General features: G+C 50.2%; 13 protein-coding genes. 4 read left to right on the forward strand and 9 right to left on the reverse strand.

The window, feature by feature from the left end; translation table 11 throughout:
* Positions 1–44: 44 nt before the first annotated feature.
* Together ACYVIY_RS20525 and ACYVIY_RS20530 are read right to left on the reverse strand one after the other, a co-directional pair.
* Positions 45–626 (reverse strand): Uma2 family endonuclease, encoded by a 582-nt coding sequence (locus ACYVIY_RS20525; RefSeq protein ID WP_460978274.1) that lies wholly within the window; start codon positions 624–626, stop codon positions 45–47.
* A gap of 79 nt (positions 627–705) precedes the next feature.
* Positions 706–1,170, reverse strand: coding sequence for an Lrp/AsnC family transcriptional regulator (locus ACYVIY_RS20530; protein ID WP_460978275.1), 465 nt, complete (start codon positions 1,168–1,170; stop codon positions 706–708).
* 176 nt (positions 1,171–1,346) lie between these two features.
* On the opposite strand from ACYVIY_RS20530, the gene ald reads away from it, so the two are divergent.
* A complete protein-coding gene (ald, locus tag ACYVIY_RS20535) occupies positions 1,347–2,480 on the forward strand; it encodes an alanine dehydrogenase (RefSeq protein ID WP_460978276.1) in 1,134 nt (377 codons plus the stop codon).
* A 57-nt stretch (positions 2,481–2,537) separates the two neighbouring features.
* Here ald and ACYVIY_RS20540 read toward each other — a convergent pair whose 3' ends face one another.
* From ACYVIY_RS20540 to ACYVIY_RS20550, 3 genes are all read right to left on the reverse strand, one after another.
* Positions 2,538–2,828 (reverse strand): hypothetical protein, encoded by a 291-nt coding sequence (locus ACYVIY_RS20540; RefSeq protein ID WP_460978277.1) that lies wholly within the window; start codon positions 2,826–2,828, stop codon positions 2,538–2,540.
* Positions 2,825–4,276: a hypothetical protein gene (locus tag ACYVIY_RS20545; protein WP_460978278.1), complete on the reverse strand. Its 1,452-nt coding sequence runs from the start codon at positions 4,274–4,276 to the stop codon at positions 2,825–2,827. Before ACYVIY_RS20545 ends, ACYVIY_RS20540 begins: the two co-directional genes overlap by 4 nt.
* A gap of 111 nt (positions 4,277–4,387) precedes the next feature.
* Entirely contained in the window at positions 4,388–5,809 is a 1,422-nt protein-coding gene (locus tag ACYVIY_RS20550; protein ID WP_460978279.1) for a glycosyltransferase family protein, read from the reverse strand.
* 245 nt (positions 5,810–6,054) lie between these two features.
* Between ACYVIY_RS20550 and ACYVIY_RS20555 the strand changes: the two genes are divergently transcribed.
* Positions 6,055–7,437 carry a glycosyltransferase gene (locus ACYVIY_RS20555; protein ID WP_460978280.1) on the forward strand — a complete coding sequence of 461 codons (1,383 nt, stop codon included), beginning with the start codon at positions 6,055–6,057 and terminating at the stop codon, positions 7,435–7,437.
* A 45-nt stretch (positions 7,438–7,482) separates the two neighbouring features.
* Here ACYVIY_RS20555 and ACYVIY_RS20560 read toward each other — a convergent pair whose 3' ends face one another.
* The 4 genes from ACYVIY_RS20560 to ACYVIY_RS20575 all read right to left on the reverse strand — a co-directional run bounded on the left by ACYVIY_RS20560 (position 7,483) and on the right by ACYVIY_RS20575 (position 11,049).
* A complete protein-coding gene (locus ACYVIY_RS20560) occupies positions 7,483–8,280 on the reverse strand; it encodes a DUF3298 and DUF4163 domain-containing protein (protein ID WP_460978281.1) in 798 nt (265 codons plus the stop codon).
* Positions 8,281–8,366: 86 nt separating this feature from the next.
* Positions 8,367–9,101 carry a LytR/AlgR family response regulator transcription factor gene (locus ACYVIY_RS20565; RefSeq protein WP_460978282.1) on the reverse strand — a complete coding sequence of 245 codons (735 nt, stop codon included), beginning with the start codon at positions 9,099–9,101 and terminating at the stop codon, positions 8,367–8,369.
* A 53-nt stretch (positions 9,102–9,154) separates the two neighbouring features.
* Positions 9,155–10,267, reverse strand: coding sequence for a sensor histidine kinase (locus ACYVIY_RS20570; RefSeq protein ID WP_460978283.1), 1,113 nt, complete (start codon positions 10,265–10,267; stop codon positions 9,155–9,157).
* A gap of 146 nt (positions 10,268–10,413) precedes the next feature.
* Positions 10,414–11,049, reverse strand: coding sequence for a histidine phosphatase family protein (locus tag ACYVIY_RS20575; protein WP_460978284.1), 636 nt, complete (start codon positions 11,047–11,049; stop codon positions 10,414–10,416).
* A gap of 70 nt (positions 11,050–11,119) precedes the next feature.
* Between ACYVIY_RS20575 and ACYVIY_RS20580 the strand changes: the two genes are divergently transcribed.
* A complete protein-coding gene (locus ACYVIY_RS20580; RefSeq protein ID WP_460978285.1) occupies positions 11,120–11,536 on the forward strand; it encodes a hotdog fold thioesterase in 417 nt (138 codons plus the stop codon).
* Positions 11,537–11,707: 171 nt separating this feature from the next.
* On the forward strand, positions 11,708–12,058 hold the full coding sequence (locus ACYVIY_RS20585; protein WP_460978286.1) for an SPW repeat domain-containing protein: 351 nt from the start codon (positions 11,708–11,710) through the stop codon (positions 12,056–12,058).
* Positions 12,059–12,263: the final 205 nt, after the last annotated feature.

Below are 12,263 nucleotides of genomic sequence, written 5' to 3' on the forward strand. Positions count from 1 at the left end.
TTTTTGTTATTCAGCAGTGCACCAATATTTGCTTACTAATCAGATCAAAATTCTAGGATTTCAGCCAATACGGTTTCAAATCCGATTAACACATTAGCCCCGTCTAGCTTTTCACTGAAGCTCTTTTGTTCGACTTCCTGCCCGGGCCGGTATACATACGTCTTCTGTTCACGGGTCGATACCAGCCAGGCCAATCGAACGCCGTTCGCCAGCCACTTTTCCATTTTGATCTTCAGCTCGTTTATGTTATCCGTATCCGACTCCAGTTCCAACACAAAATCGGGAGCCAAATGCGGAAAGGAATGCTTTTCCTGTTTACTCAATGACTCCCACCGTTCACGACTTATCCAGGCAACGTCCGGTGCCCGCATGGACTTGTCACGCAAAAAGAAACCACCGTTCGAGTCAATAACCTTACCCGCTCTGGTTTTGCGATTCCAGATAACAAACTCGCCATTCAATTCGCTATTATTAGAGCTAGTTAACAGGTGGGTCGGAGACGTATCAATATAGAGAACACCGTTTTCGTCACGTTCAATATTCAACTCTGGGTTAGCCAGACAAAACCTAACTAACTTCTCGTCGCTAAAACGTTCGCGTTGGGGTATGTACAAGGGGAGTTGCATAACAGATTATCAATTACACAAGCTAACAAAGCTAACGAATAAATAGCTTCTAATCACGGTCATATCATTTCCGCAACCGTTAAACGATCGGCAATACGGTTGAATTTTTGACTTCGTCCATCACGAAGAAACTGCTGATGTGCAACGTACCCGGGATGGCCGATAGTTGCTCCTGATAAAATCGGTTATAGGTCTCCATATCACGACTGACGATCTTGATCAAATAATCGAACGTACCAGACACCCGATTGCACTCCAGCACTTCGGGAAGTTCGCGCACGGCCGCATCAAAATCAGCAAACGTATCGCGGGTCTGCTTGTCGAGTGTCACCTGGCAATACACCATCAATGCGTTCCCGAGCTTTTTCTTATTCAGAATAGTCACGTAGCGATCTATAATTCCTTCGCGCTCAAGCCGCTTGATCCGCTCATGAACCGGTGTTTTCGACAGGTTGATGCGTTGCCCGATTTCCTGGATGGTAAGGTGGGCATTCTGCTGAAGCAAGCGCAGAATTTTGCGATCAGTGGCATCTAAAATTTCCATAACGGAATTTTTACGGTATTCGAACCGCGTACGAATCAATAGTAGACTATTTTCCGCTAAAAAGTTAGTCTACTTATCCGTATTTCCCAAATAACCGGCATGTATTAGAAAATAAATACGCTGAACGTAGCTTTGTAAGGCTAAGTGAAATTGTCACTTCATCGCTTTTCCACATTATGGTAGTTGGTGTTCCAAAGGAGATAAAAAATAACGAAAACCGCGTTGCGCTGACCCCGGCGGGCGTAACCGAACTGCGTAAATACGGTCATACCGTTTACGTTCAGGTTAACGCAGGCGAAGGCAGCGGTTTTGAAGATGAAGAATACATTGCGGCTGGGGCGATTATGTTACCGACCATTGAGGAGGTATACGCCATTGCCGAGATGATCATGAAGGTGAAAGAGCCTATCGCGGCTGAATACGACCTTATCAAAGAAGATCAGCTTTTATTTACGTATTTCCACTTTGCCTCTTCGGAAGAATTAACCCGGGCAATGCTCGCGAAGGGTGCTGTTTGTCTGGCCTACGAAACCGTAGAACGGCCCGACCGCAGTCTGCCACTGTTGGTACCAATGTCTGAAGTAGCTGGTCGTATGGCCATTCAGGAAGGTGCCAAATATCTGGAGAAACCGCTGAAAGGCCGGGGTATTCTGCTGGGTGGTGTACCCGGTGTAAAGCCCGCAAACGTCCTGATCCTTGGTGGAGGAATTGTAGGTACACAAGCCGCTAAAATGGCCGCTGGTCTGGGCGCACATGTTACCATCATGGACGTAAGCCTACCCCGTTTACGCTACCTGTCCGATATCATGCCGCCAAACGTGCAGACGATGATGTCGAACGAGTACAACATTCGGGAAATGATCAAGGTTTGCGATCTGATCGTTGGTGCCGTACTTATTCCCGGCGCTAAAGCTCCGCACCTCATCACTCGTGATATGCTGAAACTGATGCGGTCGGGTACGGTACTCGTCGACGTAGCGGTTGACCAGGGCGGTTGCATTGAAACGTGCAGCCCAACTACGCACGAAAATCCGACATTCATTATCGACGGTGTAGTTCATTACTGCGTGGCAAACATGCCGGGTGCGGTACCGTACACCAGCACAGTGGCACTTACCAACGCAACGTTACCATACGCTCTTCAACTGGCTAACAAAGGTTGGCAGCAGGCCTGCCGCGACAATCAGGACCTGAAACTAGGCTTAAACGTAGTGGATGGCAAGGTTGTCTACAAAGGCGTTGCCGAGGCTTTCGATTTACCGTTAACAGATGTCAGCGAGGTGCTAACCCCACAGGAACTCGCTCAATAAATCATTACTAATTCATCGACAGACGTAGGCCGCACCCCATGGGGTGCGGCTTTTTTATTAGGCCAGGTTTTGCTGAACCAGCTCGCTCCACTCGGCTTCCAGCGATCCGTTGAAGAATGTAGCCCCGGCCCGGCGGTACCAGTAGTTGGCGTTGAAGCGGTCACCTTCCTTGCGGTGCAGATACGCATGCAGCCGATCATAGGGTTGGTCTCCTTCCCGGCTTTGGGCAATCTCATGGGCCTGCTCCCAGTCGCCCTTAGCGTCATGCCATAGCGCCTGAACAACCGGGTGTACATCCGCTGGCGGCTGAATCTGATTCAGCGTAGCCGTAAATTCCTGAAGTGTCATTCCTGTAGCTGATTTAAATAGGGTCGATACGCGGGCGTAACATACACAGTATAAGCCTTCAGCCGATGCATATGCAGAGGCTGCTTCATCACTCGCGGAAACCGACTGCCCAGGTTTTGAAAATCATTGTTCGGTATGATCGCCAGATCTGCCTTTTCCCAATGCTTTTCGGTCGGCCAGATGTTGTAGTGGGTATGAAAAAATGGCGTTAAGTAGTCGAACACAAACACGTTGGAACGCGGGGGTATAACTTTGGCCAGTTGAGCCACAACCGCAACGTCCGCTTTGGGCAGCATAGGCTCCTTGTAGGGATCGAATCGATGCTGGAACGTTTCCCAAAGTACCGCCGACCACGTAAAGTCGGGCCGGGCGTATGGAACAATGGGTATCTGGATCAAGAATAAACCTAGTGCAAGGGCAATGGGCTGCCAACCAGCAACCGGCCGCATCTGCTGATAGGCGATGAGTATGATGGCTACTACGTAACAGGTGCTGAAAGCATAGGCCAGCACAAAGCGGGGTGGCCACGTTACTGACACCAGATAGAACAGCGGATTCGTGCCGTAATACGTAGCGCCCTGTACAAGGTTTGACAGCAGCAAAACCAATTGCGCTACTGCATACACAAGGGTAATAGAACCTAGCTGCTTAACCTTAAATCGCCAGGCAAAATATATAGCCAGCACGAACGACGGCAGCAGCAACAGAAGGGTATGGCCCAGGAATCGGAGGTGAATCTGGATAAAGGCCTTTTGGTGGATGCCCTGCCGAATAGCGTTTAAGGCCTGCTGCAAACGAGGCTCGGGGGCGGTAGAATGGTTCTTATACGCTAAAAACGCCATGCCCGCTATAAACAGGCCAGCCCAGATCAACAGGACCACCCAGAACTGTGAGCAGGTCGTTAGTCCAAAAACAGACCGTAACGGATTGTTCTTCAAATAGCGCAGACAAACATAAGCCAGGTGAATAATGCCGCCCAGCAAAGCCCCGTCTTCTTTAACCAGTACAATCAGCGCACCAGTTATCAGGATGTAAGCGGTCTGTCCGCTGTGCAGGGCCAGTATGAACAGAATCGACAACGGCAGGTACGTCAGTTCAGGGTGCCAGCCGATGCCAGGATGGTCGTTAAACCAGAACCAGACTGGTCCCAGTAAAACGGTACATAGCAGCGCCCAAGCTACCCAGGCAGGCAATGTGCTGGGCAGTTGCCTGAAAAGTAGCAGGTAGCTAAGCAGGTATAATCCAATTTGAACGGCAAACGCACCGTAAGCTCCCCATACATAAATCAGCGGTCCCCACAACAGCAGCCCGTAGTTGTTATGAATGCGATCATCGTAGCCCCAGATATTTTCATAAAGCAGCGGTCGCCCGTCCATCCAGCTACACGACTCCTGAAGAAAGATGTACATATCGTTAAATACGTAGTACAGCGCCTGAAAACGAATCACCTTAAAAGCAAGAAATAAGAGCAGAAGAAGGCTACTTATCAACGTAACATCCCTCCATCTTGACCTTAGGGCAGTCTCGGATACTTTTGTTTCTACCATTCTTGAGCCGGGCTAATCATTAGGCTTGTCAGCCGGAATACACTGCCGGGCCAGTTGCTCATACCCCGCTGCGGCATATATGTTGTACGCTTTTAACCGGATAATCTGATACGGTCGGCGCATCGGCAACCGACTACGTAACTGCTGTGGGTCGTCGATGGGTAGCACCGCCAGATCAGCTGGTCGATACTGTTTCCCCGTTGGCCAGATCTCATATTGCCGGTGAAAGAAAGGCACTAAATAATCAAACGCAAAAACGTTTGCCTGGTTCGGCAGTTTGTCCGCCAGGCACTTCACCGAAGCAATGTCTTCCGGCTGTAAATAGAGCCGGTTTTTGTAAGGGCTGTACTGGCCGAGCATGGTAGCGATCCAGTCGCGAGCGGCTATGAAATCGGGCCGGACAAGGTCCAGCACGGGCAGTTGAATCAAAAACAGCAGCCCTCCTAACACCCAGGCCTTGGCCAGCGGCATAGGCCTGAACCGGTCAGCAAACTCATCCAGCAGCAGCACCAGAAAAGCACCCGAAAACGCCCATACCAACACAAAACGGGGCGGCCACGTTAAGGAAACCAGGTAAAATAAGGGCTGATCGTAATAGTGCGAACTCTGCACGAAGTTCAGGATCGTTAGCAGACCGATTCCTACTCCCCACATCAATAGAAGCTGCACCTGCGGGCGTCCTGGCAGTTGCCTGACCAGGCCCGTTAAAACCACAATAACGGGCAGCAGCAGCAACAGTGACTTCCCGACCAGGCGAAGCGTCTGACTCCAAAACGCTCTACTGTATACGTTATCTTGAATCAACTTAAGGGCAACCTGCAAACGAGGTTCGGCAAAGTTATTTTTGTAACCAAGCCAGACCATGCCAGCCACGAACACCAGAGCCCAACCAATGGCAATAAACCAGACCTGACGCCTGCCCAACCAGCCTACTAACGACCAGTCATCCCGCTGACGAACGTAACGAAGTCGGTCGAAAGTCAGATGAATGAGCGCTGCCACTACGGCTCCGTCTTCTTTTACCAGGGCAATGCCTACGCCTGCCAGTACGGCTGCCCACGGTTTTTTCCCGCTGAGGGTCAGCGCAAACAGCAGGGCGAACGGAAGATACGTTAACTCGGTATGCCAGCCGATGTTCGGATGGTCGTTTAGCCAGAACGTAATGGGACCCAGCAAGATAACGAGCAATACAGCCCCGCGTGTCCAGGTGGGTGCTTCCTGTTGGTTCAGTCGTTGGTTTACCCAGGCGTAGCTAATCAGCAACAAGCTGGTTTGTGCAGCAAACAGACCGTATGCGCCGAAAAAATAGCACAAAGGCCCCCATAGCAATACGGTATAGTAGTTGTGAATTTTGTGGTGATAACCCCAGATGTTCTCATACATAAACGGCCGGCCGTCCATCCAGCTGTGAGACATCTGAATGAAGGCGTACATATCGTTAAACGTATAGCTCAGAGTTTGGAAGCGCAGGATTTTAAATACGAAAAGTCCGAGTAAAGCCAGGCAAATCCAATAAGTTGAACGGAACATGAATGGATACATTACAAACGCAAACATACTAGTTTTCGGTTTTTTCACCGAAAACTAAGCCCGGCCATTCGATTGGGTCGTCTTTTTTATAAAATTGCAATGTACTTACCCGAAAGCATATAGTCTGACTTTTACTTCTATTTGAACGCATGAGTGGTCCCGAACGCGATCGTTGGATTCGCCGTAACCAGTACTATTACCGTTGCTTACTTCATTTTCTTCACTACAACATCCCTAAAAATAGCTCTGTTCTGGAGATTGGCTGCGGCACGGGATATGTCCTCGACCAGCTTCACCCATCGCGGGGAGTGGGTATCGATGTCAACAGCGATTTTATTACGCATGCTCAACAGAAGTACCCGCAATACAGCTTCTATATTTCAGATGCTAAAGAGCTATTCGTCAACGGCGAGGTATTCGACTACGTAGTCATCAGCGATACCATCGGTGCCTTTGATGATGTACAGCAGGTACTGGCACAACTTCATAAGGTGTGCCACGCCGACACCCGGATTATAATTACTTACAAAAATTTCCTTTGGACCCCCGCGCTTAATCTGGCCGAAGCTGTCCGGCTGAAAATGCCCGAGCAGCGGCAGAACTGGCTCGACCGGAACGATATTGTCAATCTCCTTGAAATAGCCGATTTAGACGTGGTTCGTACGGGCCGCAAGGTTCTTTTACCGTACTACATCCCGATTTTATCCTGGCTTTTCAACCGCTACATCGTTAACCTGCCTTTGTTCAACCGACTGGGCTTATTCACCTTTATCGTGGCACGTAGCGTTCGGGACTTAAGGCCCGCCCACGAACATAGCGTAAGCGTAATTGTTCCGGCCCGCAACGAAAAAGGCAATATAGAAGCCATTGTACAGCGCACCCCTCAGATGGGCAGGCACACGGAATTAATTTTTGTGGAGGGTAACTCCACCGACGATACTTGGTCCGAAATTCAACGCATTTGCCAGAAGTATAGCCACGTCCGTGACATAAAATGCGTACAACAGGATGGTAAAGGTAAAGGCGATGCCGTGCGGAAAGGCTTTGGTATGGCCACGGGTGATATTCTGATGATTCTGGATGCGGACATGACCGTTCCGCCCGAAGATCTGCCCAAGTTTTTTGAAGCCATCTCCACCGGAAAAGGCGAATACATCAACGGTACGCGGCTGGTATATCCGATGGAAAAAGAAGCCATGCGAACGCTGAACCTGATCGGCAACAAATTCTTTTCGATTGCCTTTTCGTGGCTCCTTAACCAACGTATTAAGGATACGTTATGTGGCACCAAAGTATTATCGAAAGCCAATTACCAACGCCTGATTGCCAACCGTGCTTACTTCGGCGACTTCGATCCATTCGGCGATTTTGATTTGATTTTTGGGGCTGCTAAGCTAAATCTAAAGTTTGTGGAGATTCCGATCCGGTACCGGGCACGGACGTATGGCGAAACGAATATCTCTCGCTTCAAACACGGCTGGCTCCTGCTCAAAATGACCTTCTTTGCCCTGAACAAAATCAAATTCGTTTAGGCATCTGGTCATTCCTGCTGAACGGTATACTACGTATTGCATAACCTATCGCCAGTTATCGCGGAGTATGCCATTCAGTTGTTCGTAGGGAACAGTTACCTCAATGGGCCCGACGGCATAGGCCGCAATTTCATAGGGATTGTAGTAAAAAACCATTCCTTTAGCCCCCAGACCAACGTTGGCAGGTAGAAAGAACCGGCCATCGCGCAGGAAGTACCCCCGCTCCTCAAGATTGTACTGAGGCAAAAGCTCCTGCTGCTTCCGGAATGCTTTTTCGACGACACCCAGTAAGGCAGTGGTGTCGGCCACCATATCGTTCAGGGCCAGTGACCGGCCCGTTTCCCGATCGAATGTGTAGAACGACAGATTCGAATTGGGATGCGCTCCACCCGTATAAGCATACGTTTCGTACTTCACCGTCAAGGCTTTCGATCCGGTGTAGACCGTATCAGCCGTTGTTTTAAGCTCCCAGCAGCCACCCAGTCCGCCCATTTCTTTCAGCATCGCTTCGTAATCGGCGGCAAACAGCGAAGTAGCTTCGGCCAGGCTGGTCTTTGCCGACGGATTTTGCGCGATAGTAGCGCTGTCCAGCCAGCTAACTACGCTGCCTACGGCCAGCGCTCGCAGGCTGTCGTTTATCTTCAGGGCGCTTGATGACTCATCTTTCAGCAAGACATACGACACCGATACGTCTACACCGGTATTGGTAGCGGTGTCACAGCGGGAAGCGCCTGCGAATGCGTACTGCTGACGCTCCAGCACGGGGGGGCCAGAAGGCCGTGAGCGACAGGCTGAAACAATAAGGAACAGGGCAACAGATATAGCGACGAGCAGAGACTTCATGCGGAAATAGACCATGTATTACTGAAGGTCAGGTGTGTTGACTTCAGGCAGAGTACGGCCTTATCAACAGCATGCCGCACTGGCTTCTACAAACTTAGTAAATCTTTAAACCGAATTGCCTGCCGACGGCTTATTTCGATTTTATCGCCCCCGCGTAACGTAACGAGCAGCCCCCCGCTAAACCAAGGCTCAATTTTCTCGATCCATTGCAAATTAATGATATGCTTGCGGTTGGCCCGAAAAAACGTCGCCGGGTTCAGTCGGTCTTCGAGCGCATTCAGCGACTTAAGCACCAATGGTTTCTGATCGTCGAAATATAGCCGGACGTAGTTACCCATCGACTCAAACAGCCGCACTTTCCCCAGTTTAACGAACCAGCACTTTTCGCCGTCCTTCACGAACACTTGGTCATTTTCGCCCAGAATTTTCGTGGATGAGCCCGGCGTCGTACCGGATGATTCCGGCGCGTGCTGCTCTTCTTCAACCCGGTGAATGGCTTCCGACAGGCGGGCAAGTTCGACAGGCTTCAAGAGGTAATCAAGCGCATTGAACTCAAATGCTTTGATGGCATATTCGTCAAAGGCCGTGGTAAAAATCACTTCGGGCGTTTTTCCTTCGATGGACTGTAGCAACTCGAAACCATTCTTTCCAGGCATCTGAATGTCCAGAAACAACAATTCAGGTTCAAGCTCTTCGATCATGGGCAACGCTTCGTCGGCATTAGCGGCTTCGCCAATAACCTGAATTTTAGGAAAGTTTTCGAGAAGTCGGCGCAGTTCGTTACGGGCCAGGCGTTCGTCGTCGATGATCAGGGTTTTCATACGTAAGGATTACAGATGCAATGCGAATAAGATACGTTTTTACTACGTGTGGGTTAACGGGAATCATTCACTACTTTGGCCTCCGGGCTTCGTCGGAAGATACCTTCGGATTGCGACGGAATAGTAATTTCGGCGCACACGACCGGCCCCTCGTTCGGGCTGTCGTCTTCCTGCAAAATCTGAAAATGGGCTTCCGGACCGTAGAGCAGTTCGAGCCGCTGGGATGTGTTGGCCAATCCAAAGCCACCCGACGCTTCTTTATCACCCAGAACGCCCGTGTTTCGAATCGTGATGTGCAGCTTGTCCGAAGACCCATCAGGCTGCGTAATGAGCGTGGACTTCACTTCCACGAAGCCCCCGCCTATGGCCGTCGATACGCCGTGCTTAATGGCATTTTCGACCAAGGTTTGCAGCATCATGGGCGGCACCTGCCAGAACAGCGTTCGACCATCCAGATCGACTCGGGAGGTTAACCGATCTTCGTAGCGCACTTTCTCCAGCGCCAGATAGTCTTCTACCGTTTTTATTTCTTCGCGCAGTTCAACTGTCTTGCGTCGGTCGGCCAGCAGGGAGTTCCGGAGCAGGTTTGAGAGCTGCGTGATACTCTGCTGCGCTTTGGTCGGATTCTCATACACCAGTGCCCGGATGCTGTTCAACGCATTGAACACAAAGTGCGGATTCAACTGCGAACGTAACACCTTGGCTTCAGTCTCGCGGATGCTGGTTTTGAGCAGGATTTTTTCAATCTCCGCGTTCCGGGACTGTTCAACGTAATGGTAAGCTGTATAGCTCAGCACCCACGCCAGCATCGATTTGCCCCAACTCATCAGATAGCCAAAAAAAAGCCACGGCTCGTTCACCATGTACTGTGGCACAATAAGCTGATCTATGGGCAGGTTAACCATGGTCATAATCAGGGCCAGCACGAGCACCGACAGCAGCACACGGGGCGCTAACCGAAAAAACGGTAACCGTACCCAGTTCCAGCGCTTAATCATGAGCCGATACAGATGCGTTAGCGTAATGCCCAGAAAAATGTTGGCAATGGCTAAATACAGCGTATCAGGATCAAAACCAAATTCAAGCAAATAAGCCAGGTACTCTACCAGGATGAGTAGAGTCCAGCCGAATAACTGACAAAACCAATATATTTTTTGTTTAGACATATCCATTCCTATCCATACCCACTTCCGGACAATGAGCGAATATAACGGAATTGGTCAGTAGTTATCAGTCATCCGGTATCAATGGCCCTATAAAGGGATTATCGGCTGATGGCACTCATTGACCGGACGCGTGCAGTTACGTCCCTTTAGGCAAGGGCCAGCGACAACAGATGCGACGTATCGTTGGCCAGTTCGATCGTGAACGTAGCGGTGTCGTACTGGTAACGAAGTTTGTACAGGCAAAGATTACTGTGTTCAAACTGATCCATCTCTGCCAGCGACCGATTGGTTAGCCAGCACAAGAGTATGCGCATAGCCCGGCCGTGCATCGCCACGAGTACGGTTTCTTCCTCAGGATGAGCGAGTATGGCATCGATAGCCTCCCGCTGACGGGCCACCACCTGTTCGGGGCTTTCACCGCCGTCGGTCGGTAAAGCCGTGTTACCTGATGACCAGGACTCGATCAGATTCCGGTAATATTCGTTATCCAGATTACCGGGTACTTTGCCTTCCATGACACCCCAACTGATCTCATTCAGGCCGGTCAGTTTCTCGTATGGAATACCCAGTCCAATAAACAGTTCGGCCGTCTGGTACGTACGCTTCAGGCCAGAGATATAGATTTTGTTGAACGGAACGTGCTGATAGGCCTGAAAAAAAGCCATCGCCTGGGCCCGCCCCATATCGTTGAGGTCCGAATCAACGCCACTCCCCTGCACTACGCCCCGCCGGTTGTAGTCGGTCTCGCCATGGCGAATTAAATAGATTGTTTTTTGTGTCAAGCGTATCGCGTTGCCTATTGGCAAATTTACCTCAAATTTGAAGCGCAAAATTACGCAAAACGCACTCATTATGAAAGCTGGCTTTGATCTATCCAATCTCGATTTCATTCATACCGATTCTATTGTAAATCACCTGGGCATTGAGTTTACCGAGGCTGGCGAGGGCTACTTGACAGGACGTATGCCCGTCGACAAGCGAACGCACCAACCGTTTGGCATACTCCACGGTGGCGCTTCTGTGGTGCTGGCCGAGTCGCTGGGCAGCGTTGCATCGTTCATGCTCCTCGACGACCCGACCAAACAACGGGCGGTAGGATTGGAAATCAACGCCAACCACATCCGGTCAGTCAAGAGCGGCTGGGTGTACGGCCGGTGTACGCCGATTCACACTGGCCGCACTACGCACATCTGGGACATCCGCATTACTGACGAGGACAATAAGCTGGTGTGCATAAGCCGCTTAACTGTGGCTATTATTACGGTTTAACCGGCATCTACGGCTCAGTATTCAGGTATAAATACAACGTAGCGTTGCCTTGAGCGATCAAACAAAATTAGTTACCTACTGTTTCACTAGAGAAATCGCTGACTCTTTGTATAAAGAGTCAGCGATTTGAGTATTCAGTAAGGTATATAACAGTAAACTAACTCAACCGTTATGCGATTCATCCCGACAAACGTTCACGGTATTCTAGATTACGCGAGTGGTGCCCTGTTCCTGGCTTCGCCCTGGTTGTTCGGCTTTGCTGATAAACCAGCCGCTAAATGGGTACCCTTAGCTGCGGGTGGTGCTGCCCTCGGCTCCTCGCTGTTCACCGATTACGAATTAGGCGCAGTGCGTAAAATTCCGATGCCTGCCCATTTGGGCCTCGACGTAGCGGAAGGCGCTCTACTAGCGGCTTCACCCTGGCTGTTCGGTTTTGCGAAAAAAGTATACGTGCCGCACCTAATTTTCGGTGCTTTTGCCATCGGTGCCGGCTTGCTGACACAGAAATCGCCGGATAAATAAACAACAATTCTTTCATGAACCGGGCGACCTATATATAGGCCGCCCGGATTTCTTTGTTGCGTATGTGCGAAACGAATACTATATAAATCCAAATTTCAGACTCATTCACTTTCAATCGCTCGGCTAACGGCAACGTGAGCCTGTTTAAAACTAGGAAAGCCTCGATTCTGTAACATGTCTTCCTTAATGGTGCGGTTCACTCGCT

The organism is Spirosoma knui, assembly GCF_054780635.1.

What these genes read in the sequence shown, in the direction of transcription:
- ACYVIY_RS20525 (WP_460978274.1), bottom strand. Translation starts at nt 626, where the DNA reads ATGCAACTCCCCTTGTACATACCCCAACGCGAACGTTTTAGCGACGAG.
- ACYVIY_RS20530 (WP_460978275.1), bottom strand. Translation starts at nt 1,170, where the DNA reads ATGGAAATTTTAGATGCCACTGATCGCAAAATTCTGCGCTTGCTTCAG.
- ald (WP_460978276.1), top strand. Translation starts at nt 1,347, where the DNA reads ATGGTAGTTGGTGTTCCAAAGGAGATAAAAAATAACGAAAACCGCGTT.
- ACYVIY_RS20540 (WP_460978277.1), bottom strand. Translation starts at nt 2,828, where the DNA reads ATGACACTTCAGGAATTTACGGCTACGCTGAATCAGATTCAGCCGCCA.
- ACYVIY_RS20550 (WP_460978279.1), bottom strand. Translation starts at nt 5,809, where the DNA reads ATGTACGCCTTCATTCAGATGTCTCACAGCTGGATGGACGGCCGGCCG.
- ACYVIY_RS20555 (WP_460978280.1), top strand. Translation starts at nt 6,055, where the DNA reads ATGAGTGGTCCCGAACGCGATCGTTGGATTCGCCGTAACCAGTACTAT.
- ACYVIY_RS20560 (WP_460978281.1), bottom strand. Translation starts at nt 8,280, where the DNA reads ATGAAGTCTCTGCTCGTCGCTATATCTGTTGCCCTGTTCCTTATTGTT.
- ACYVIY_RS20565 (WP_460978282.1), bottom strand. Translation starts at nt 9,101, where the DNA reads ATGAAAACCCTGATCATCGACGACGAACGCCTGGCCCGTAACGAACTG.
- ACYVIY_RS20570 (WP_460978283.1), bottom strand. Translation starts at nt 10,267, where the DNA reads ATGTCTAAACAAAAAATATATTGGTTTTGTCAGTTATTCGGCTGGACT.
- ACYVIY_RS20580 (WP_460978285.1), top strand. Translation starts at nt 11,120, where the DNA reads ATGAAAGCTGGCTTTGATCTATCCAATCTCGATTTCATTCATACCGAT.
- ACYVIY_RS20585 (WP_460978286.1), top strand. Translation starts at nt 11,708, where the DNA reads ATGCGATTCATCCCGACAAACGTTCACGGTATTCTAGATTACGCGAGT.